This is a genomic window from Paraburkholderia sp. BR10923, from assembly GCF_040948765.1.
Classification (GTDB): Bacteria; Pseudomonadota; Gammaproteobacteria; order Burkholderiales; family Burkholderiaceae; genus Paraburkholderia; species Paraburkholderia youngii.
The window spans coordinates 183,623-206,625 of sequence record NZ_JBFPKO010000007.1 but is presented as its reverse complement, the minus strand read 5'-3'; the positions used below and the strand labels follow the sequence as shown (position 1 = coordinate 206,625).

General features: G+C 64.3%; 19 protein-coding genes. 11 read left to right on the top strand and 8 right to left on the bottom strand.

Annotation, left to right across the window (positions count from 1 at the left end):
* The first annotated feature begins 100 nt into the window (after positions 1-100).
* A complete protein-coding gene (locus AB3X94_RS15555) occupies positions 101-1,477 on the top strand; it encodes an EAL and HDOD domain-containing protein (protein WP_368612013.1) in 1,377 nt (458 codons plus the stop codon).
* Positions 1,478-1,575: 98 nt separating this feature from the next.
* Here the strand turns inward: AB3X94_RS15555 and AB3X94_RS15550 are convergent, their stop codons facing one another.
* Together AB3X94_RS15550 and AB3X94_RS15545 are read right to left on the bottom strand one after the other, a co-directional pair.
* Positions 1,576-3,033: an HDOD domain-containing protein gene (locus tag AB3X94_RS15550; protein WP_176120073.1), complete on the bottom strand. Its 1,458-nt coding sequence runs from the start codon at positions 3,031-3,033 to the stop codon at positions 1,576-1,578.
* A 95-nt stretch (positions 3,034-3,128) separates the two neighbouring features.
* Positions 3,129-4,943: a bifunctional diguanylate cyclase/phosphodiesterase gene (locus AB3X94_RS15545; protein WP_176108951.1), complete on the bottom strand. Its 1,815-nt coding sequence runs from the start codon at positions 4,941-4,943 to the stop codon at positions 3,129-3,131.
* A gap of 405 nt (positions 4,944-5,348) precedes the next feature.
* Between AB3X94_RS15545 and AB3X94_RS15540 the strand changes: the two genes are divergently transcribed.
* From AB3X94_RS15540 to AB3X94_RS15530, 3 genes are all read left to right on the top strand, one after another.
* Complete coding sequence (locus AB3X94_RS15540) at positions 5,349-6,599, top strand: EAL and HDOD domain-containing protein (protein ID WP_368612093.1); 1,251 nt, start codon at positions 5,349-5,351, stop codon at positions 6,597-6,599.
* A 171-nt stretch (positions 6,600-6,770) separates the two neighbouring features.
* On the top strand, positions 6,771-7,334 hold the full coding sequence (locus AB3X94_RS15535) for a peroxiredoxin (protein ID WP_176108949.1): 564 nt from the start codon (positions 6,771-6,773) through the stop codon (positions 7,332-7,334).
* A 78-nt stretch (positions 7,335-7,412) separates the two neighbouring features.
* A complete protein-coding gene (locus AB3X94_RS15530; protein WP_368612012.1) occupies positions 7,413-7,877 on the top strand; it encodes a hypothetical protein in 465 nt (154 codons plus the stop codon).
* Positions 7,878-7,894: 17 nt separating this feature from the next.
* Here the strand turns inward: AB3X94_RS15530 and AB3X94_RS15525 are convergent, their stop codons facing one another.
* From AB3X94_RS15525 to AB3X94_RS15510, 4 genes are all read right to left on the bottom strand, one after another.
* The gene (locus AB3X94_RS15525; RefSeq protein WP_368612011.1) at positions 7,895-11,233 is read right to left on the bottom strand and encodes an efflux RND transporter permease subunit; all 3,339 of its coding nucleotides are present in this window, start codon (positions 11,231-11,233) and stop codon (positions 7,895-7,897) included.
* A gap of 3 nt (positions 11,234-11,236) precedes the next feature.
* Positions 11,237-14,371 (bottom strand): MdtB/MuxB family multidrug efflux RND transporter permease subunit, encoded by a 3,135-nt coding sequence (locus AB3X94_RS15520; protein WP_176108946.1) that lies wholly within the window; start codon positions 14,369-14,371, stop codon positions 11,237-11,239.
* Positions 14,372-14,394: 23 nt separating this feature from the next.
* Positions 14,395-15,765, bottom strand: coding sequence for an MdtA/MuxA family multidrug efflux RND transporter periplasmic adaptor subunit (locus AB3X94_RS15515; protein ID WP_368612010.1), 1,371 nt, complete (start codon positions 15,763-15,765; stop codon positions 14,395-14,397).
* Positions 15,766-16,202: 437 nt separating this feature from the next.
* Positions 16,203-17,048 carry an IclR family transcriptional regulator gene (locus AB3X94_RS15510; protein ID WP_176108944.1) on the bottom strand — a complete coding sequence of 282 codons (846 nt, stop codon included), beginning with the start codon at positions 17,046-17,048 and terminating at the stop codon, positions 16,203-16,205.
* 993 nt (positions 17,049-18,041) lie between these two features.
* On the opposite strand from AB3X94_RS15510, the gene AB3X94_RS15505 reads away from it, so the two are divergent.
* Positions 18,042-18,197 carry a hypothetical protein gene (locus AB3X94_RS15505; RefSeq protein WP_368612009.1) on the top strand — a complete coding sequence of 52 codons (156 nt, stop codon included), beginning with the start codon at positions 18,042-18,044 and terminating at the stop codon, positions 18,195-18,197.
* Between the two features lie 213 nt (positions 18,198-18,410).
* Here the strand turns inward: AB3X94_RS15505 and AB3X94_RS15500 are convergent, their stop codons facing one another.
* Complete coding sequence (locus tag AB3X94_RS15500; protein WP_368612008.1) at positions 18,411-18,995, bottom strand: hypothetical protein; 585 nt, start codon at positions 18,993-18,995, stop codon at positions 18,411-18,413.
* Between the two features lie 54 nt (positions 18,996-19,049).
* Entirely contained in the window at positions 19,050-19,469 is a 420-nt protein-coding gene (locus AB3X94_RS15495; protein ID WP_368612007.1) for a hypothetical protein, read from the bottom strand.
* Here AB3X94_RS15495 and AB3X94_RS15490 point away from each other — a divergent pair.
* The 6 genes from AB3X94_RS15490 to AB3X94_RS15465 all read left to right on the top strand — a co-directional run bounded on the left by AB3X94_RS15490 (position 19,459) and on the right by AB3X94_RS15465 (position 22,774).
* Complete coding sequence (locus AB3X94_RS15490) at positions 19,459-20,154, top strand: response regulator transcription factor (protein WP_368612006.1); 696 nt, start codon at positions 19,459-19,461, stop codon at positions 20,152-20,154. The genes AB3X94_RS15495 and AB3X94_RS15490 overlap by 11 nt on opposite strands.
* 294 nt (positions 20,155-20,448) lie before the next feature.
* On the top strand, positions 20,449-21,057 hold the full coding sequence (locus AB3X94_RS15485) for a hypothetical protein (protein WP_368612005.1): 609 nt from the start codon (positions 20,449-20,451) through the stop codon (positions 21,055-21,057).
* Positions 21,058-21,297, top strand: a complete 240-nt coding sequence (locus AB3X94_RS15480; protein ID WP_368612004.1) for a hypothetical protein — start codon at positions 21,058-21,060, stop codon at positions 21,295-21,297.
* Between the two features lie 8 nt (positions 21,298-21,305).
* Positions 21,306-21,917 carry a hypothetical protein gene (locus AB3X94_RS15475; protein WP_368612003.1) on the top strand — a complete coding sequence of 204 codons (612 nt, stop codon included), beginning with the start codon at positions 21,306-21,308 and terminating at the stop codon, positions 21,915-21,917.
* Positions 21,918-22,169 (top strand): hypothetical protein, encoded by a 252-nt coding sequence (locus AB3X94_RS15470; RefSeq protein ID WP_368612002.1) that lies wholly within the window; start codon positions 21,918-21,920, stop codon positions 22,167-22,169.
* Positions 22,166-22,774, top strand: a complete 609-nt coding sequence (locus AB3X94_RS15465) for a hypothetical protein (RefSeq protein WP_368612001.1) — start codon at positions 22,166-22,168, stop codon at positions 22,772-22,774. Before AB3X94_RS15470 ends, AB3X94_RS15465 begins: the two co-directional genes overlap by 4 nt.
* The last annotated feature ends 229 nt before the right edge of the window (positions 22,775-23,003 follow it).

Here is a 23,003-nt window from a genome sequence, read left to right as displayed (position 1 = left end):
CGCGCGTCGACGAGCTTCCAGCGTCACGGAAACGCGCTTACGTGCAGCGAAAAACAGAACATAGCGGCCAGGCGCCAGCGGCGCCGAGCGGGGGACTGGAATGACCACCATCGCAATCGAGACTCTGAGCCACAGCGGCACGACCGACGACGCGTCGCTCGTCGCCAGCTACGCGCGGCAGCCCATTCTGAATCGGGACGGCATGCTGTGCGGTTACGAGATCAAGGTGCGTGCGCCCGAGCTGCCGCTCGCCGACGCGGACCTCAGCGCCCCACGAACCCATACCGATCTTCATCCCAACGCCGACGCGTTGCCGGGTCGCGCGCCTACGCCGGTGCAACGCGTCGCGCGCGCGATCGTGCGCGGGCTCGTGCAAAGCGACGTACGCGGCGCGCTGACTGGCCATCCGGCCTACGTCGACGTGAGCCGCGAGCTGCTGCTCGACGACGCGATCCTGCGACTGCCCGCCGAACGCTTCATGCTCGAGCTGCCTTCATCGCTCGAAGTCGATGACGAGTTGATCGCGCGTCTCGTGTATCTGCATGGCCGCCGCTATCGCTTCGCGCTCGACGACGTCACGCAGCCCAACGAGACTTTCGCGAAGCTGCTGCCGTACGCCGAAGTCGTCAAGATCGACGTCCCGCGCACGCCGCGCGCGCTGTTGCCGAAGCTCGCGAGCGTGCTGAAGTCGGCGGGCAAACTGCTGCTCGCATCGGGTGTCGATGCGCAGGCCGACTTCGAAACGGTGCATGAGCTCGGCTTCGACCGCTTCCAGGGCTATTACTTCGCGCGGGCGCAAAGCGCATCGAGTCGCAGCGTCAGCGCGCCGCGCCACGCGCTGCTCAATCTGCTGCAACTGCTCGCGGGCGACCCGACGGTCGCGCAGCTCGAAGCCGAGCTGAAGTTGAATCCGGTGCTCGTCATGCATCTGATGAAGCTCGCGAATTCGAGCGGCCTCGCGGTCGGTCACAAGGTGACGACGCTGCGCGACGCGATCAACGCGACGGGCACCGATCGCATCGCGCGCTGGACGCAGCTGCTGCTCTACGCCGACGGCCGCAAGGTCGCGCTCGAAGACGACCCTCTGCTGCAACTCGCGGCCACGCGCGCGCGCTTCATGGAGCTCGCGATCGAACGCATGCCCGAGGCGGGCCGCGACGAAGCCGACGCGGCCTTCCTGACCGGCGTGTTTTCGTTCGTCGATGCGGTGTTCGGTGGCTCGCTCGAAAAAACGCTGAACATCCTCACGCTGTCGCGGCCGATCCAGGCCGCGATCCTGCATCGCGAGGGCAGGCTGGGTCTGCTGCTGAGCGCGGTCGAGGCGCTCGAAGGCGGCGCATGGGAGCGCGTCGCCACGCTGTCCGAACGTCTTGCGCCGTTGACGCTGGAAGAGGTCGCGCAGATGGGGCTCGCGGCCGGCGCATGGGCCGGTGTCGCGGATCGCAGCGCGCAAGGGCTGGAGCGGATCGAGGATTGAGTGGGGTGAATGCCCCACAGATGCCCGGAGAAAATCGTTTTCGGGCAAACACGGAAAGAATCAAGTGAAGCAGAGTGATCAGCGATCACGCCAGGTCTTCACATCGTCTCCATTTCCCGCATCTGCCCCTGGCCGAAAAAACGTCCTAACTCCTTTGCCAGTTCGTTGAGCACGCCCATCTCCTTCTGTGAGATGCGGCGCGCCTCCTGCGTATGCGACCAGTCGCCGTAGAGCAGCGCGACGGTCTGATCGGTTTCGTCGATGATCGGCAGCAGCACGAACGCGCGCGCGTCGTCGAACGAGCGCCGGAACCACTCGGGCAGCCGCGCGACCATCTTCGGATCGCGCGCATTCTCGATGAAGATGCCAACCGAGTTCGCGATCGCGAGATGAAACACATCGGGCTCGAACGCGGTGCTGAACGCGAGCTTCGGCAGCGCCGCGTCGATCTTCGGCCCGAAGCCGATGCGCGCCCTGAACGTGCCGTTGCTATGCTTGACGTAGACCACGGTGCGCGCGAAGCCGAGCGCCGCGAGCACCGTTTCGGCGGCCATCGCGAGCGCCGGCGCGAGCGGGCTGCCTTCGGGCAGGTCGCGCAGATCCTTCACCCCGACCTCGATGCGCGCCTCGGGCGTGAGCGCCTCGCGCGCGATCGCATCGGCATTGGCGCGCAGCTCGACGATTTCGCGCATCACGCTGTCGCCGCCATCCTCGCGCGCGAGCGCGACGCTCATCTGCAGCAGCACTTCGGGGTCGGTGTTCAGCGCGCTGCCGTACTCGTGCGCAAGCTCGCCGATGCGCGCCTCGCGTTCCCCCTCGGGCATGTTCTGCTGCGTGAGCACGTCGGCGACCGCGGTCGAGTAGTTGGTGATCGCGCGCAGCCACTGCACCTGGCGCGGTTGCGTCACGTCTTCCGGATCGAACTCGCCCATGCCGGAGCGGATCGTGTCGGGCAGGCGCCAGCGCACCGCGGCTTCGGCGCCGATTTCATCGAAGGTGACGCCGAGCACGAGCACGCACGCATCGGCTTCGAGTGCGCCGCCGTCGATATGGCGGCGAATCTGATCCCATTCGGCGTCGAGATAGAACACGACCAGCAGCTTGCCGATCTGCCGCATCAGCGTGCAGACCACCGCTTCCTCGCCGGCGCGCAGGTCGCCGCGCTCGGTCAGCTTGCGCGCGACGCAGCCCGACAGCAGCGTGCGATTCAATTCGAGTTTCGCGTCGATGCGGCGCGGCGCGCTTTGATGAAAGTGATCGACGATCTTCAGACCGACTACGAGGTGACCGACCGCATCCATGCCGAGCACCATCAGCGCGCGCGACACGGTCGTGATATTGCCGCCGAACGCCATGTACATCGCCGAGTTCGCGAGCCGGAGCACCTTCTGCGTGAGCGCGAAGTCCGACAGCACCACTTGCACGAGGCCGGTGAAGTCGAGGTCGTCGTTGGTCACTGCCGCCATGGTGGTGCGCAGCGATTGCGACAGCATAGGGAAATCGCCGCGCTCGCTCATTCGCGTCCAGAGCCGGTCGAGCACTGCCGCCTTTACCATGTGTGTCCCGCAAATGCCATACGTGTTCCAGTAAATGCCGTGCCGGTCGCAAGCCGGCTTGTTGCGCTGCCTGGGCGTCGTGTCCGCATCGCCCGTTATGCGCCGTGCAGCTGAAGCTCGCGCGTTTCGAAGCGCTGCGCAAGCTCTTCGGACGGCAGCGCCTTGCAGACGAGCCAGCCCTGAATGTGATCGCAGCCCATCTCGGTGAGCAGGGTGCGCTGCGCTTCCGTTTCGACGCCCTCGGCAACCAGTTCGAGATCGAGCGTCTGCGCAAGGCCGACGACAGCGCTAACGATTGCCTGATCGTTTCGCGAGGTTAGCAGATTCTCGACGAAACTCCGGTCGATCTTCAGCTTCGCGAGCGGAAAGCGTTGCAGGTACGCGAGGCTCGAATAGCCGGTGCCGAAGTCGTCGACTGCGAAGCGGATGCCCATCGCGGTCAGGTCTTCGAGCAAGCCCTTCGCGTGCGCCGGGTCGTGCATCAGCAGACTTTCGGTGATCTCGAACACGAGCCGGCGCGGATCGATGCCGGTCAGCTCGATCGCCTCGCGCACCGAGTCCTTGAAGCGCGGATCGCGAAACTGCTGCGGCGACACGTTGACGGCCACGTACTGCAGCGCAATGCCCTTCGCGTCCCACTGGATCAGCTGCATGCACGCGACCTTCAGCACCCAGTTGCCGAGGAAGTTGATGAGCCCGATCGACTCCGCGAGCGGAATGAACATCGACGGCGGCACGAGGCCATGCACCGGATGCGTCCAGCGGATCAAGGCCTCGACACCGACCACGCCCCGCGTGCGGCTGCTCGTGATCGGCTGGAAGTGTAGCGAAAACTCGCCGTTGCGTACGCCGTCGTAGAGGTCGGCCTCGAGTTTCAGACGCTCGGCGTCGGCCGGGTTGTCGTCCGGCACGTAGAACGCGAGCGTGTTGCCGCCCGCGGCCTTCGCCTGCAACAACGCGTGGTCGGCCCAGCGCAGCAGGTGCGTGTCGTGGCCGCCGGTGTCGTTGGCGTGGCGCACGTCCGGGTACAGCGCGATGCCGATGCTGGCCGACAGGTGGACCTGCTGACCCTTGAACACATACGGCTGCTGGATCGCGGTCAACAGACGCCGCGCCAGCGCTTCGGCGGCGGCCGCCGCGTCGGTGCGGCTCGCGGCCGGCTTCACGAGGATCGCGAACTCGTCGCTGGCGATCCGCGCGATCGTTTCGTTCGGGCTCGTCATGTTCAACAGGCGCCGCGAAGTGTCGCGCAGCATCTCGTCGCCGGCGTCGTAGCCGAGCGCGCGGTTCACCCGCTGATAGTCGTCGAGATCGAGCAGCAGCAGCGCGACCGGCGTGCCGTGCGCATCGGCCTTCTGTTGTGCATCGAGCAGCGCGTGCACCAAACCCGACTGGTTCGGCAGACTGGTCAGCCGGTCCAGATGCAGCGCCTGGGTCAGCCGCTCTTCGGTGGCGCGCCACGACGACACGTCGAAGCCGGCGATCGCGTAGCCATCGACGCCGTCGTGATTGCTGCGCACGACCCGCAGCTCGACCGTGATCGGATAGGTCAGCGACTTGAGGAGCCCGAGCGTCGCTTTCTCGACGTTGCCCGAAGCCGCCGCCTGCTTGAGCAGCGCATCGAGGCGCGGCACGTCGGCGGGCGCGACCAGATCGTGCAGCGTCGCGGTTTTCAGGTATTCGCGGTGATAGCCGATGAAGCGCAGGCTTGCATCGGACACGTAGATGAAGCGCAATGCATCGTCGACGTGCGCGAGCAGGTCGACCGCGCCGACCACCTGTTCCAGTGGAGGCGGGCGGTTGGCGCTGCTCGGCCGGTCGTCGTCCTCGCGCCGGCCGAACGCCCGCAGCCGGTCGATGACCGTGCGCAAGGAGCCCCGGCGGGGCGCGGTGATCGTGTTCGCTTCCATGTTCGTCGCTGGCAACCTGGGTTCGTCCGCGGGCGGGGCTGCTTGTCCGCCGGTCCGGGCGGCCGGGAGATAGCAGCCCGCCCTATCAGAACGAGATAACGACGCAAGCGGGGAAATCTTTAGCTGCGCGCGGAGAAAAACATCCGGTAAGGAGACGCGCGGTTCAGGCGCCGGGACGATTCGGTTAAAGTGACGCCGATTCGCGGCCGTTAATACGGCGAATCTCCCTTAATTTGGCGACGCTGATGGCGTCGCGCTGCGTAGACTTTCCGAACCTTGCACCGATGATCCATCTTCGAACGCTCCGTCATCAGGTCCGCCAGCGCCCCATGGCCCGTCCCGCGGGACGTCGAAGTGCGTGATGTCGTCGCCGGCGCGTCAGCCGGCTATCCTGAGCGCGGTGACCTGGACGCGGTCCCGCAGTATGTCTACGTCGGCCGCCAGCCGATTCTGGATCGCGATGGGGCGCTTCACGCGTACGAGCTGCTGTTCCGTGCCGGAACCTACAACTACGCCGAAATCAGCGACGACGCGCAGGCCACCGCGCAGGTGGTCGCGCGCGCGATCGGCGGTATCGGCGTGCCTGCCGTGCTCGGCCAGCATCGCGGCTTCGTCAATATCGACCGCGCGCTGCTCTTTAGCGACATCGTCCATCTGATGCCGCCCGAGCGCTTCGTGCTCGAAATCCTCGAAACCGTGCGTTACGACGCTTCGCTCGCGCGTCGGCTCGACGAGCTGCACTGCGCCGGCTTCCAGGTCGCGCTCGACGACGTGCACGACCTGACCGACGAGCTGAGGGCGATGCTGCCGTACGCCGACATCGTCAAGATCGACTTCCTGCAAACGCCGCGCCGCAAGGTCGCCGAGCTCGCGTCGGCCTTGCGCGGCTACGGCAAGACGCTGCTCGCCGAGAAGGTCGAAACTCGCGAGGACTTCGCGCTCGCGCACGAGCTCGGCTTCGACCTGTTCCAGGGCTACTTCTTCGCGCGGCCGCAGGTGCTGGCCGCGCCGCGCAACCGCTCGCTGCGCCCGGGCCTGTTGCGGCTGCTCGCGCTGCTGTCGCGCGACGCCGGCATCGTCGAGCTCGAGGCGGAGCTGAAGGTCAATCCGGGCGTGGTCGTGCAACTGCTGCGGCTCGTCAATTCGAGCGCGTTCGGCCTCGGGCGCAATATCGCGTCGTTGCGCGAGGCGATCATCGCGACCGGCACGCGGCAAATCGCGCGCTGGGCGCAACTGCTGCTGTACGCGGATACCGGCGACCTGCCGTGGCGCGCCGATCCGCTCGTGCAACTGGCCGCGACGCGCTCGCGCTTCATGGAGCTTGCCGCGAACTGGCTGCGTCCGGCCGACGGCGAATTCGCCGATGCCGCGTTCATGACCGGGATTTTCTCGCTGGTGCATATCGTGCTCGACAGCACCCCGGACGCGGTGCTCGAAAAGCTCGGCCTCGCGCCGCAAATCCGCGAGGCGATCGTCGCGCGCAAGGGCGAGCTGGGCGCGCTGCTGCTGATCGCCGAGGTCGCGGGCGAGGGCGGCGACGCGGCGCCGGTCGCAACGGCGGCGGGCTTCCACGCGCTGACGCCCGAGGTGCTATCGCAGCTGAACCTGTCGGCGGCGGCGTGGTTCGGCGCGCACGTGGCGGAGTCGGACGCTTGATGCGCCGGGCCCGCGCACCGCATCCTTTCGATTGGCTTGTGGTCCTGGCGGCGACCGACGCCGCGTGCGCATCCGTGGTCCAATAGAACGTTCAGCGACGGCCTGTGACGCCGGCCGAAGCTGTCTTCGATGGACGGGATCAACTGCGTGCGCTCACGCATGGAGGAGCAGATGAAGACAAAACACATACCGGCGGTATTGGCCGCCGTCATGGCGTTCGGATTCGCAATGCATTCGCCGCTCGCCTCGGCAACCCTTAAGCCCGGCGATACGGCGCCGGCGTTCACCGCCGAGGCCTCGCTCGGCGGCAAGACCTATACGTATTCGCTGGCCGATCAGCTGAAGAAGGGGCCGGTCGTGCTGTACTTCTATCCGGCCGCGTTCACGAAGGGCTGCACGATCGAGGCGCACGAATTCGCCGATGCGGTCGACGAATACAAGAAGTACGGTGCGACGGTGATCGGCGTATCGCACGACAACATCGATACGCTGACGAAGTTCTCGGTCAGCGAATGCCGCAGCAAATTCCCGGTCGCGGCCGACGCCGACGCGAAGGTGATCGACGCATACGATGCGGCCATGCCGATGAAGGCCGGCATGGCGAATCGCGTGTCATACGTGATCTCGCCCGAAGGCAAGATCATCTACGAGTACACGAGCCTGCAGCCCGACAAGCATGTCGAGAACACGCTGAACGCGCTCAAGGAATGGGCGGCCGCGCACAAGGGGCAGTGAAGGGGCCACGCGCCGGCATCGCGCATTGCTCGTGTCAGGCCCGTGCCAGGCTAAACCCATTTACCGGATGAGCTTGCGATGCCGATTCTCGTTGCGTTGATTGCGCTGGTCGCGCTGGGGTACGGCGCGGTACGCGCCTTCGATGCGCTGCAGGCCGGTTTCGGGCTGGCGGTGGCGGAAAGCGTGGCGGTCCTGGTTGCGTTGCTGATTGCCGGTGCGCTCGCTTACTGGCGGCAGCGGCGCCGCGAAGTCGCGCCGAACGTGCGCGACGGCGACTGGACGCACGAGCTGAAGGGCAGTTGGGGATCGGTGCGGCTCGCGGCGGGCAAGCGGCTCTGCGAGATTCGCGTCGGCGACGAGCAGGGTGCGTATATCTTCGCGGATCTGCTCGGCGCCGAAGCACAAGGCCGCGACGCGCAGGCGCGGCTCGCCGTGAAGGTCAAGGACGCACGGCGCGGCGAGTGGCTCGTGCCGATGTCGAACGAGCGGGTGGCGCGCCGATGGCAGCGGATTTTCTCGCTGGCCATCGAGCAGAAGCTGTGAGCGCCACCTTCACGACATCATGACGAGGTCGGCGCCGCGCCACCCGTGCGGCGCGCCTTCCTCGCCTCCCAGCGCACGCGGATGCGATCCAGGTACAGATACACGACCGGCGTCGTATAGAGCGTCAGCATCTGGCTGACGATCAGCCCGCCGACGATCGAAATACCGAGCGGCGCGCGCATCTCCGCGCCTTCGCCGCTGCCGAACGCGAGCGGCAATGCGCCGAGCATCGCGGCGAAGGTGGTCATCATGATCGGCCGGAAGCGCAGCAGACAGGCCTGGTAGATCGCGTCGCGCGAGGACAGCCCTTTGCGCGACGCGTCGATCGCGAAGTCCACCATCATGATCGCGTTCTTCTTGACGATGCCGATCAGCAGGATCACGCCGATCAGCGCGATGATGCTGAATTCGGTGTTGAACAGCAGCAGCGCGAGCAGCGCGCCGACGCCCGCGGACGGCAGCGTCGACAGGATCGTCAGCGGATGGATGTAGCTCTCGTACAGGATGCCGAGCACGATATACACCGCGGCGAGCGCGGCGAGGATCAGGATCGGCTGATCGGACATCGACTGCTGGAACGCCTGGGCGGTGCCCTGGAAGCTGCCGTGAATCGTGGCGGGCATGCCGATCTCGGCCATCGTGTCGTAGATCACCTGCGTGGCGGTGGACAGCGAGACGCCCGGCGGCAGGTTGAACGAAATCGTCGAGGCGACGAACTGGCTCTGGTGATTGACCGACAGCGGTGTGGTGCCCGGCCCGAAGCCGGCGATCGCCGACAGCGGCACCATCGTTTCCTTCGCGATCGACACCGGCGAGCCCGACGATGCGCTCGACTTGCCGCTCGCCGCGATCGAGTTGATCGCCTGGTTGCGCGCGGAGTCGGCCGCGATGCTGGCCGCGCTCGTCGCGGTGGTGGCCGCGGTGCCGCCGGTTGCGGCGCCGCCGGCGGCCCCGCTCGTCGTGGCCGCCGTGCTGGTGGCCTTCGTTACAGTGCCGGCCGGCGCATTGGTGGTCTGCGCGCCGCTCGCGCTGCCGCCCGAGGTGCTGACGTAAATCTGGCTCAGCATTTCCGGGCTCTCCCAGTAGCGCGGCGCGACTTCCATCACCACGTGATACTGGTTCAGCGGGTTGTAGATCGTCGATACCTGGCGCTGGCCGAACGCGTCGTACAGCGTGTTGTCGATCTGCGAGGGCTTGATGCCGAGGCGCGCGGCGGTGGCGCGGTCGATCGTCACCATCGCCTCGAGACCGCCTTGCTGCTGGTCGGAGTTCACGTCCGCGAGTTCCTTGCGAGCCTGCAGCGCCTCGGTGAGCTTCGGCCCCCACTTATACAGATCGGGCGTCGAGTCCGCGAGCAGCGTGAACTGATACTGCGCGTTCGATTGCCGGCCGCCGACGCGAATGTCCTGCACCGCCTGCAGGAAGGTGCGCGCGCCGGCCACGTCGCCGAGCGGCGCGCGCAACTGCTGGATCACCTGGTCGGCGGACAGCTTGCGTTCGCTCTTCGGCTTCAGCGACAGGAACATGAAGCCCGAGTTGGTCTGCCGGCCGCCGGTGAAGCCGACCACGCTGTCGACCGCCGGGTTCTTGCTGACGATGTCCATCATCTGCGAGAACTTGCCCTTCATCGCCTGGAACGACGTGCTCTGGTCGGCCTGGATGCCGCCGATCATGCGCCCGGTGTCCTGCTGCGGGAAGAAGCCTTTCGGCACGATGATGTAGAGCGCGACGTTCAGCCCGATGGTCAGCAGCAGCACGAGCAGGATCAGCCGCGGATGCCGCAGCGCCCAGCCGAGCGTGCGCTCGTAGCCGCGCTGCATCGACGTGAAGCCGCGTTCGAGCCAGCGGCCGAGGCGGCTTTCCTGTTGCTTCTCGTGCGGCTCGCGCAGCAGGCGCGAGCACATCATCGGCGTGAGCGTCAGCGAGACGATCAGTGAGACCGCGATCGCGAGCGACAGCGTCAGCGCGAACTCGCGGAACAGCCGCCCGACGATGCCGCCCATCAGCAGGATCGGCAGGAACACGGCGACGAGCGAGATGCTGATCGACATCACCGTGAAGCCGACCTCGCGCGCGCCGAGGAACGCGGCCTTCATGCGCGGCACGCCGTCTTCGATGTGGCGCGAGATGTTTTCGAGCACCACGATCGCGTCGTCGACGACGAAGCCGGTCGCGATGGTCAGCGCCATCAGCGACAGATTGTCGAGCGAGAAGCCCATCAGGTACATCGCGCCGAACGTGCCGATGATCGAGATCGGCACGGCCACGCTCGGAATCAGCGTGGCGCGCCAGTTGCGCAGGAACAGGAACACGACCATCACGACCAGCGCGACCGCGATCACGAGCGTGCGCTGGGTGTCTTTCAGCGACGCGCGGATCGTCGTGGAGCGGTCCGAGGTCGGCGAGATTTCGACGTCTGCGGGCAGCGATGCGTGCAGTTGCGGCAGCATCGCCTTCACGCGGTCGACGGTCTCGATGATGTTGGCGCCCGGCTGCCGGTACAGGATCACGAGCACCGCGTGCTTGCCGTTGAAGAGGCCGAGGTTGCGCAGGTCCTCGACCGAATCGACGACCTCGCCCATGTCGGAGAGTTTGACCGGTGCGCCGTTGCGATAGGCGATGACCAGATCCTTGTACTGCGACGCCTTGGTGGCCTGGTCGTTGGTGTACAGCTGCACGCGGTTCTCGCCGAACTCGATCGCTCCTTTCGGGCTGTTCGCGTTGGCCGAGGCGAGCGCCGCGCGCACGTCCTCGAGGCCGATGCCGTAATGCGACAGCGCATGCGGCATCAGCTCGACGCGCACCGCCGGATTCGCCGAGCCGCTCACGTCCACTTCGCCGACCCCCTGCACCTGCGACAGCGACTGCTGCAGCACCGTGGCGGCCGAATCGTAGAGCTGGCCGGGCGTGCGCGTGCTCGACGTCAGCGCGAGAATCAGGATCGGCGCGTCGGCCGGGTTGACCTTGTGGTAGGTCGGATTGCTGCGCAGGCTCGCGGGCAGGTCGGCGCGCGCCGCGTTGATCGCCGCCTGCACGTCGCGCGCGGCGCCGTCGATGTCGCGGTTCAAGCCGAACTGCATCGTGATGCGCGTCGAGCCGACCGAGCTTTGCGACGTCATCTCGGTGACGTCGGCGATCGAGCCGAGATGCCGCTCGAGCGGACTCGCGACGCTGGTCGCGACGGTCTCCGGACTCGCGCCCGGCAGCGTCGCCTGCACCGAGATGGTCGGGAAGTCGACCTGCGGCAGCGGCGCCACCGGCAGCTTGGTGAACGCGAACACGCCCGACAGCGCGATGCCGATCGCCAGCAGCGTGGTGGCGACCGGGCGGGAAATAAACGGACGCGACAGGTTCATCGTTCAGTTCCCTGCATCGGTCGCGGGCGGCGTGGCGCTACCGGACGAATCGCCGCGGCTAAAGCGCTCGCGCAGCCGGCGGCCGAGCGAATCGAACGCGAGGTAAATTACCGGCGTCGTGAACAGCGTCAGCAGCTGGCTCACGATCAGGCCGCCGGCGATCGCGATACCGAGCGGCCGGCGCAGTTCCGAGCCCGCGCCGGTGCCGAGCATCAGCGGCAGCGCGCCGAGCAGCGCGGCGAGCGTGGTCATCAGGATCGGCCGGAAACGCAGCAGACACGCCTGGTAGATCGCCTCGCGCGGCGGCTTGCCTTCCTCGCGCTCCGCGTAGAGCGCGAAGTCGATCATCATGATCGCGTTCTTCTTCACGATACCGATCAAAAGCACGATCCCGATGATGCCGATGATGTCGAGATCGTGGCCGGTGATCAGCAGCGCGAGCAGCGCGCCGACGCCGGCGGACGGAAGAGTGGACAGAATCGTGATCGGATGGATGAAGCTCTCGTACAGCACGCCGAGCACGATGTACATCGTGACGATCGCCGCGAGGATCAGGAACAGCTCGTTCGCGAGCGACGCCTGGAACGCGAGCGCCGCGCCCTGGAAGCGCGTCTGAAACGACGCGGGCAGGCCGATGTCCTTCTCGGCCTGTTCGATCGCCTTCACGGCCGCGCCGAGCGACGAACCCGGGGCGAGGTTGAACGACACCGTGGTGGCCGGGAACTGGCTCAGGTGCGTAACCAGCAGCGGCGCCGGTCGCTCGATGAACTTCGCGATCGACGACAGCGGCACCTGGCCGCCCGCCGACGTGGAAGAGGGCAGGTAGATGTTGTTCAGCGACGTGGTGTAGTGCTGCATCGTCGGCTGTGCTTCGAGAATCACACGGTACTGGTTCGACTGCGTGAAGATCGTCGAAATGATGCGCTGGCCGAACGCGTCGTACAGCGCGCTGTCGATCGTGGCCGGCGTGATGCCGAAGCGCGCGGCGGTCGCGCGGTCGATCTCGATGAACACCGAGCGGCCGTTGTCCTGCAGATCGGTCGCGACGTCCGCGAGTTCGGGCGACTGCTTGAGGCGCTCGACCAGCTTCGGCACCCACGTCGCGAATTCGCCGATGTTCGGATCGGTCAGCATGAACTGATACTGCGTCGGGCTGACCGTCGAGTCGATCGTCAGGTCCTGCACCGGCTGCATGTACAGCGACGCGCCCGGAATATGCGCGACGTCCTTCTGCAACTGGCGGATTACTTCGCTCGCGGTGTTGCTGCGGTCGTCGCGCGGCTTCAGGTTGATCAGCATGCGGCCGCTGTTCAGCGTGATGTTGCTGCCGTCCACGCCGATGAACGAGGTCAGGCTTTCGACGTCCGGGTTCTTCAGGATCTGGTCGGCGAGCGCCTGCTGACGCTCGGCCATCGACGCGAACGACACCGACTGCGGCATCTGCGTGATCGCCTGGATCACACCGGTGTCCTGCACCGGGAAGAAGCCCTTCGGTATGAACACGTACAGCAGGCCGGTCAGCACCAGTGTGAGGACAGCTACGACCAGCGTGGAGCGCTGACGGTTCAGCACCCAGGTGAGCGCGACCGCGTAGCGCGCGATCACCCAGTCGATGAAGCGGTGCGCCTTCGCCTCGAAGCGGTGACTGTCGTGCGGCGGCGTGTGGCGCAACAGTTTCGCGCACATCATCGGCACCAGCGTCAGCGACACTACCGCCGAAATGACGATCGTCACCGCGAGCGTGATCGCGAATTCATGGAACAGGCGGCCGACCACGTCGCCCATGAAGAGCAGCGGAATCAGCACCGCGATCAGCGAGACCGTCAGCGAAATGATCGTGAAGCCGATCTGCTTCGAGCCCTTCAGCGCGGCTTCGAGCGCACTGTCGCCTTCCTCGACATAGCGCGCGATGTTCTCGATCATCACGATCGCGTCGTCGACGACGAAGCCGGTCGCGATGGTCAGCGCCATCAGCGACAGGTTGTCTAGCGAGAAGCCGCACAGGTACATCACGGCGAGCGTGCCGATCAGCGACAGCGGCACCGACAGGCTCGGAATGATCGTCGCGTAGATGTTGGCGAGGAACAGGTACATCACCAGCACGACCAGCACGACCGACATCGCCAGCTCGAACTGCACGTCGCGCACCGACGCGCGGATCGTCGTGGTGCGGTCGGTGACGACCTCGACGTCGAGCGCGGCGGGCAGCGACTGCTGCAAGCGCGGCAGCAGCGCCTTGATGCTGTCGACCACCTGGATCACGTTCGCACCCGGCTGGCGCTGCACGTTCAGGATGATCGCGGGCGTGTTGTCGACCCACGCGCCGAGCTTCGTGTTCTCCGGACCGGGCACGATGCTCGCGACGTCGGTCAGCATCACCGGGCGGCCGCTCTTGTATGCGACGACGGCGCTCTTGTACTCGTCGGCGTCGGTCAGCTGATCGTTCGAGTTGATCGTGTAGTTGCGCGTCGGGCCGTCGAAATTGCCCTTCGGCGTGTTGACGTTCAGGTTCGAGATGGTGGTGCGCAGATCGTCGAGATTCAGGCCGTACGCGGCGAGCGCGCGCGGGTTCGCCTGAATGCGGATCGCCGGGCGCTGGCCGCCCGACAGGCTCACGAGACCCACCCCCGCGACCTGCGAGATCTTCTGCGCGAGACGCGTGTCGGCGAGATCCTGCACCTGCGTGAGCGGCAGCGTTTTCGACGTGATCGCGAGCGTGATGATCGGCGCGTCGGCCGGGTTGACCTTCGCGTAGATCGGCGGCGCGGGCAGGTCGGAGGGCAGCAGGTTGCCCGCCGCGTTGATCGCCGCCTGGACTTCCTGTTCGGCGATGTCGAGCGGCAGATCGAGGCTGAATTGCAGCGTGATGATCGACGAGCCGGCCGAGCTTTGCGACGACATCTGATTCAGCGACGGCATCTGCCCGAACTGCCGCTCGAGCGGCGCCGTTACGGACGACGTCATCACGTCCGGGCTCGCGCCCGGATAGAAGGTCTGCACCTGGATCGTCGGATAGTCGACTTCGGGCAGCGCGGACAGCGGCAGAAAGCGCAGCGCGACGAGGCCGACCAGCATGATCGCCGCCATCAGCAGCGCGGTGCCGACGGGACGCAGAATAAATGCGCGGGATGGATTCATGCGGTAAGTGCCGTGCGTTTACTTTATTGCGATGCTCGCTGCGCGCGCCGGCCGCGACGCGCTGGCGCGCCCGAGGCGGCCGCCGGAGCGCTCGCGCCGTGCGCGCCGGACGCGCCACGCGGCCGCTCGGCCGGGATCGTGATCTTCGAGCCTTCGCGCAGCCGGTCCGAACCGTCGATCACGACGCGCTCGCCGACCGCGAGACCCGACTGGATGCTGGTGCGCTCGCCATCGACCGGGCCGACCTTGACCTGGCGCACGGTGACCGTGTCGTCGGGCTTCACGATGTACACGAAGGTACCGATCGAGCCGTTGAGCACCGCCGAGGTCGGCACGATCACCGCGTCCTTGATCGTATCGACGAGCAGGCGCGTGTTGACGAACTGGTTCGGGAACAGGCCGTTGTCCTTGTTCTCGAAGATCGCGCGCAGCTTGATCGTGCCGGTGGTCGTGTCGATCTGGTTGTCCATCGTCTTCAGCGAGCCGACTTCGAGCGGATGCGTGTTGCTGCGGTCGTACGCGGTGGCCGACAGCGACTCGCCGTTGCGCGTGTGCTGGATGATCTGCTGCAGATTGTCTTCGGAGGTCGAGAACACCACGCTGATCGGATTGAGCTGCGTAATCACGACGATGCCGTTGGCGAGGCCCGAGGTCACGTAGTTGCCCGGGTCGACCTGACGCAGACCGACGCGGCCCGACACCGGCGCGGTGATGCGCGCGTACACGAGGTCGAGTTTGAAGCTGTCGACGTTCGCCTGGTCGGCTTTCACCGTGCCTTCGTATTGCCGCACCAGCGACGCCTGCGTGTCGACCTGCTGACTCGCGATCGAATCTTGCGCGAGCAGCGTCTGATAGCGCTTCAGATCGAGACGCGCGGTGGCGAGCAGCGCCTCGTCGCGCACCAGCGTGCCCTCGGCGTTGCGCAGCGAAATCTCATACGGGCGCGGGTCGATCTGGGCGAGCACGTCGCCCTTCTTGACCATCTGGCCTTCCTTGAAATACACGTCCTGCAGCACGCCGCTCAGTTGCGGCAGCACCGTGACGGTGGCGAGCGGCGTGACCGTGCCGAGCGCGGTCAGCACGACCGGCATCTCGCCCTGCGTCGCGGCGGCGACGTGCACCGGCTGCGGCATGTTGGCCATCGCGTTCGGACCGCCGCGGCCGCTGCGCGCGCCGCTCGCGGCACCCGGCGCACTCGCCCCGCTGCCAGGGCTGCCCCACGGATGCCAGCGCCACAGTACGACGCCGAGCACGACCAGCGCCGCGACGATCAGCGCGACAGTGCGGCCGCGGTGGCGTTTCACCGCGCCGGGCGCGCTCGATTGCGCGCCGCTCGCGGACGGCTGGGAAGCGGCGGGGCGTTGGGTTTCCGGGTGCTTTTGTTGTTCGTCCATCGGTTCGGTCAGGTGGCTGGCTTTGTGATGTGAGCCGCCGATGCGGTCGCCGCCGTTCGAAAGACGGCGGGCCGGCATATGGGCGGCGTGTCAGGCGGTCGTGGCGGCGCGCGCCGCGCAATATTTAGCGCGATGCTATCCGAGGCGCGGGACAGAGATGTTAACGCAATGCGGAATCATCACGGATCGGCGAGGCCTTTTTGACGGCGCTCGCGGCTCGCGGCGCGGTCCCGCGACGGGGATGCGTGATCGTACGTTGCGGCGTCTGTAACAGTCCAGCCGCGTATTTTTCGGTTAATTACGAAGGTTACAGGCTGTTGGCGAATTGTAGGGCAAGAGTGGGGCGGGATGCCTTCGTCACTGCACAGACCGCAGCCGGCCGGCGCCGTGTTCGGTCTGTGCGGGGCGCCGGGTTGGCGCTCATTGCCGCCGCCCGGCTATTCGTCGAGCCGGCGCGCCGGCGTGCCGCCGATCTCAAGCACGATCTTGTCGATGCATTCGAGCAGCGCGGGTGCGGCGTTCGAGATCAGCCAGTCGCGCGGACACTGGTCGGCCGAGCCGCCGCAATTGACCGCGTAGCGCTCGCCCGACGGCCCGACGAAGCCGAGCGCGATCGCGTTCAGCCCGTTGTACCACTCGCCGGTGGCGATGGCGAAACCGCGTTCGAGCGTGTCCTGGATCGCACTGACGAGACGGCTGCCGATATAGCCCCAATCATCGCCCTCGGCAGTCTGCAGGCCGACGAGCAGGCGGTCGCGGTCCGCTTGCGCGAGCGCGGCGAGGTACGCCCGGCCGACGGCGGTGCGCGTCAAGCTCATGCGTGAGCCGATTTCGAGTCGCGATACGAGCACCGCCGAACGCGGCCGGATCGCGTCGATGACGACCATGTCGTAGCGGTCGCGCACCGCGAGATGCACCGACAACGCGGTGCGTTCCGCGAGTTCGATCAGGAATGGCCGCGCGCGCGAGCGGATGTCGAAGTTGCGCAAAAAGCCGTTGCTCAGTTCGAGCACCGACGAGGTCAGCACGAAGCGCTCGCTTTCGGGCAGTCGCAGCAGAAAACCGGTGCCCACGAGCGTCGCGGTGATGCGCGACACGGTGGGCTTCGGGATGCCGGTCAACTCGGCGAGTTCGCGATTGCTGAGCGGTGCGTGCGCGGCGGCGACGGCGCGCAATACGGTCAGGCCGCGCGCGAGCGCGGTGACTTCATCGCCCGGGCCGTCCCGGTCTTTGCTCTCGGAGGCTTTGGCGACGACGGCCTGATTGGGTGTGGATCGGTTCATGCGTTTTTTTGGAACAGTATTTCAGGTTGTTCGTTCGTTAACCTATTGACGACCGCCCGCGCGGGGCGGGGGCATCTCCAAACCGGGGCATCCATTTTTTATATCTTGGGAAAATCATTGTATCGGAACAAATTGCCGATCGATGAGCGACTATATCTTTTTGCTTGACTTAGTCAGGATAACCATAAAAAATGGAACCTCATTTCGAAAGTCGCATCTTTTCGCTGCATTTTGGTGCACGCAAGCGGAAAAATCCCGGAATCCAGGATCGATTGCCCCATCGAAGGCGCTTGCGCCTTTCGAAATACCTTCTCTCAGGTTCTAGCACGGCCCTCGGAATGGCTAGAACTTTTAAGGCGTCACGGCAACGTGACGCCTTTTTTTTGGGCCATATAACCGCACAACAGCCGGCATCTAATGTCAATGCACCGTAGTATTCCGCACGAGAAAGTTCGCAAAAAAATCGACACCCAAATGCAAGCATTAGATCACGCCTTCTGAAATCTCCAGAGACCTCCATTTCCGCCAAAGGACGAAGCGCAACAATTACCGGGGAAATTACTGTCTCGTTTAATATCCGGTTGTTTGTGAATTTATTTGCAAACGCAAATGGTGGGAAAGTGCCCATGCCGGTTTAGCGCGGTTAAACGAATCATGCTCCGCTTTCGCACGCTCGTCATGTACCCCGATGCAAGGATGATACCAATGGCCGGAGTTATGAAAATTCAGCGGCTGCGCGACGAGTTTCTTCTTTATCATGTCGGGATTTAATCTGACGTACCGTCTCGGCGCAGAATTTTTTTATCAACTGCTTTAGCATATTTATCCGATTCATGTTATTACGCTAGCTCTGAACGCTGCATTAATGGCTGTGAACTCCCACCCTTTCGACACTGAGCTCAGCAACATCGATTCAGCGCCGCCGATCGTGCACACCACGAGCGGTGTGGAGGTAGTCGTCAATGCGGCTTTTCAGCTCCTGGTGTTGCAGGCGTGGAATTCCCTTTATTTGTCATTCAACATTCCGTCGTGGTTGTTGTCGACGCTGTCTTTTTCTTCTTGTTGTTTCCGGCGCTCGCGCCACGGCTGCTGTCGATGCGCTCCAAGTGGGCGATGCTGATGGCGATGCGGGGCGGCAAGTCGTGGTGATTTTCCTTTGCGCGAGCGCGCTGCAAACGCGTCGCCGCGCGTGACCGCCTGGACGAGACGGCTCGGCAATGTTTCGTTGTCGATCTTTACCTGATCCGGGTGCTGGTGGCCTCGGTGCTGCTTCAGGAGCGGCCCGCAGACCCCGCGTGGCGCTCACGAACTGAATAGCGCAGTAAGGCTTCGCCGGTCCCGGAGTGCGGATAGCACGAGTGCCTACATGCCGCATACCGCGATCAGCGCGGTCAACGCGCTCTTCCCAGCGTGCACGAGCACCCAGCCGCCGACAGCCGGAAAGCCGAACGCACCGAGCGAGTAAGCGACGATGAACCATGTCAGCGCGGCGTGACGATGGATGGCACTGGAATCGTTGACGGCTTGTTCCTGGATCACGGGATAGGCGAGGCAGTAGCCGGTTCCGAACAGCACGGCGCTGGTCGGGTGAAAGAGCGTGTGATACGGAACCGCGAACATTGCTGCAATGCCAAGCAGCCTCAACATCAACACGAGTTTCGTCGTGATTTCGCGCGGCGAACTGACCACGAGCCGTCCGGGCAGCCAGCGCGCGAGAACGACCGTCACGGTATAGAAGCTGAGCAACGTACCGGCGCGCGAGCCAGTCCCTTGAACGAGCGACATCTGGAACGTCAATAAGCCGGAGAAAACGCAGGCGCACAAGCCGATCATCGCGATCGAATAAACCGCGCGCGTGCGGAGAATGGCGCCCGAATTCAGTCCCCATGGCTTTTGCGTGGTGTGGATTGCGGGATTCGGCGACAGCCGTGCGAAAACTTCCAGCATCAACGATCCAGCCACGCACAGCCCCGCGACGACGAGCAGCACGCTTGCAACGCTCTAGTGCAGCGAGCGGATCGCGAACGCGGCTAGCGCCGGCCATGCGCCGATGCCCAGCATTTGTATCGTGCCGAACGGCACGAACCATGAGCCACGATCGGCATTCGTGGTTCGTTTCGCAAGCGCCAGTGGAGCGGCGAGAATAAAGGAAGCCCAGCCGAAACCGACAAGGAACCCAGGGACAAAACCGATCGCATCCTCTGGCGCGATTACCGTGAAAGCCGCGACGCCTGCGCCGAGGCACAGCGCCGCGATCGCGGTCAATCGCGCCGCGACGACGCGCAGCGCGAACCAGTCGATCAGCGGAAAGCTCACGAACGTGCCGATCACCGCTTGCGCCAATGCAACGCCGGTGTTCAGGTCGGTTCCGCCCCATTCGCAGACCGTATCGTCGTAGAAGACTATCGTGATGCGAAACACTGAAACCGCGTGGTCCGCTACCATCGCAGCCAACAGAACCGCGGTCGTCGTCTATGTCGTAGACGACGATTCGGTACGTGAAGCGCTAACGGGGCTGCTGCGCTCGATCGACCTGGAAGTCGACGCTTTCCGCTCCGCTGAAGAGTTCCTCGCGGCGCCCAAGGGCCCGGGACCGGCGTGCCTCGTGCTGGACGTGCGCTTGCGTGGCCAAGGCGGATTGGCGTTGCAGAAGTCGTTATTGACGCAGGAGCGCGCTCCGATGCCCGTTGTCTTCATGACGGGATATGGCGATATCGCCATGACGGTCGAGGCGATGAAAGCAGGGGCCCTGGACTTTCTGACCAAGCCGTTCCGCGATCAGGACATGATCGACGCGGTAGTCGCGGCATTGCAGCGTGACGCACGACGCCTCGAAGCGGATAGCTCGCTGTTCGAGGCTCGCGAACGGTGGGGCGCGCTGACGCCTCGCGAGCGCGAGGTGCTGGTCAACGTCGCGTCCGGTCTGATGAACAAGCAGATCGCTTCCAGAATGCGCATCGCGGAGGTGGAGGCTAACGGAGACCGGTTCAATCGCAACAAACGACCCAGGGCGATACGTTTCACCGACCAGGGATCGCATTGGGCATTTGGTATTCCCGTTGCTCCGGGTGCGGATATATCTGCGTATAGGGTGCTAAACCACTAACGGTTGATCCCCGATTGCAAAGGCGGCTCGATGCCGCCTTTCCGCCTGCGGCGCAGAAAACCAGTAGTCATCGTGATAAATATTTGAGTCCGCGCAATCCGGAAAATCGTCCATCAGACATATCCGATTGTTGTTGAGCGTTGTATTGTCCCGACGTTCAGCAAAAGTTGACAATTGAGGGCATTTCCTTTCGGGTAAATTTCGGTGCCCTGACAAATACATTGTTCGATTAATGAATGAATCAAGAGACTCTTCGGGTGCCGCCGACACCACCGCTCATGAAGGAGTCTTGAAATGAGCGGCCAGCCGCGAACACGGATCACCTGGCTCAAAGCATTCTGGCTGCTTCTCAAAGGTGGCCCGGATGTGGTTGGCAAGGGCTACAAGTGGAAATCCAGCCTTCTGACAGGAGCGCTCATGTGGACCGTTGCGACGCCGTTTATCTTTCAACTGTTTGATGCCCAATTCGCTGGCTCGCTGCCGCCGGAAGCACCATTGGTCAGGGCGACTGGCCAGTTCGTCCGCAAGGTCGCCGAAATCGGCATCCGGCGAGTGCCCTACGTGGACTTCGAAACCGACGACGGCCGGCATTATGTGACTGGCCGCTACGTGATGGACGCCGTTGGTCTCGAAGCACTAGCCCGGACCGAGCCGCCAGTTCATGTGTATGCCGAAGGATTCCTGCTCAAAAAGGGCAACGGATCGTACTGGCCTCTCGTAATCCGTACGCTTGGCGGCAAAGACCTGATTCCGCAACAGCGCCTGCAGGATTCGCTGCAGCGTGCCCGTCGTTATCCGTGGAAAGCGGTCATCGTGATGTATTTGATCGCCGGTGTGTTGTGGGCGATCAGCACTCGGAACGCCTATCGCCTTAGGAAAAAACTGTCAGAGGAGGACGTGTAAATGGCAAGAGAAGTTCTCGGGGACCGCCCGCAGATCTCGCCTCGGTCGCTTGGTAACGCTGAAGCGATCACCACGATGGTGAATAACCTGATCGGCGGCACGACCGCAGTCGCAGACGCCGCAGCCCAGATGAGCCAGGCGGCACAGGCTGGCGACCCGTTGGTCGCCTTGTGGCAGAGGCTGGCCTCCGGCATGGACATCATCGGCTCCGGGCTTTCGACTCTGCAGACGTTCCAGTAGGTCCTGAAATGAGCTATCAGACGCGAACACGGATCACCTGGCTCAAAGCATTCTGGCTGCTCCTCAAAGGTGGCCCGGATGTCGTTGGCAAGGGCTACAAGTGGAAATCCGGCTTGCTGACCGTGGCGCTTGTGGGAACCTTGGCCATGCCATTCATCGGTGAACATTTTCGTGCCCAGTTTCTTGGCGCGATGCCACCGGAAGCGCCGTTGATCCGGGCGACTGGCCAGTTTGTCCGCAAGATCGCCGAAATCGGTATCCGGCGAGTGCCTTACGTGGACTTCGAAACCGACGACGGCCGGCATTATGTGACTGGCCGTTACGTGATGGACGCCATTGGTCTCGAAGCACTAGCCCGGACCGAGCCGCCAGTTCATGTGTATGCCGAAGGATTCCTGCTCAGAAACGGCGAAGGGTCGTACTGGCCCCTCGTCATCCGCACGCCCAGCGGCACGGACCTGATTCCGCCGCAGGATCTTCAAGACTCGCTGCAACGTGCACGGAATCCGTGGCAAGTGAAAGTGTACGCGGTGATGTACCTCTTTGTGGGTGTGTTCTGGGCGATCAGCATCCTGAACGCTAGACGTCTTAAGAAGAAACTGTCACAGGAGAAGCTTTAAATGGCAACAGAGAACATTCCGGATGTGCCGCAGGTATTGCTCCAGTCGCAGGGCACTGGAGAAGCGGTCGCCACGCTGGTGAACAACCTGATCGGCGGCACGACCGCAGCCGCAGACGCTGCTGCCCAGATGAGCCAGGCTGCACAGGCTGGCGACCCGTTGGTCGCCTTGTGGCAGAGGCCGGCCTCCGGCATGGACATCATCGGCTCCGGGCTTTCGACTCTGCAGACGTTCCAGCAGGTCCTGAAATGAGCGATCAGGCGCGAACACGGATCACCTGGCTCAAAGCATTCTGGCTGCTCCTCAAAGGTAGCCCGGATGTCATTGGCAAGGGCTACAAGTGGAAATCTGGCTTGCTGAATTTGGCGCTGACTTGGACCGTTGCGACGCCGTTTATCTTTCAACTGTTTGATGACCAATTCGCTGGTTCGCTGCCGCCGGAAGCGCCATTGGTCAGGGCGACTGGCCAGTTTGTCCGCAAGGTCGCCGAAATCGGTATCCGGCGGGTGCCCTACGTGGACTTCGAAACCGACGACGGCCGGCATTATGTAACGGGCCGCTACGTGATGGACGCAATTGGTCTCGAAGCACTGGCCCGGACCGAGCCGCCAGTTCATGTATATGCCGAAGGATTCCTGCTCGAAGACGGCAAGGGATCGTACTGGCCTCTCGTAATCCGTACGCCTGGCGGCAAAGACCTGATTCCGCAACAGCGCCTGCAGGATTCGCTGCAGCGTGCCCGTCGTTACCCTTGGAAAGCGGTCATCGTGATGTATTTGATCGCCGGTGTGTTGTGGGCGATCAGCACTCGGAACGCCTATCGCCTTAAGAAAAAACTGTCACAGGAGGACGTGTAAATGGCAACAGAATCTCTTGCGGACCGGCTGCAGGTCTCACCCCGGTCGCTTGGCAACGCGGAAGCGATCGCTGCGCTGGTGAATAACCTGATCGGTGGCACGACCGCAGCCGCAGACGCCGCAGCCCAGATGAGCCAGGCGGCACAGGCTGGCGACCGTTGGTCGCCTTGTGGCAGAGGCTGGCCTCCGGCATGGACATCATCGGCTCCGGGCTTTCGACTCTCCAGAC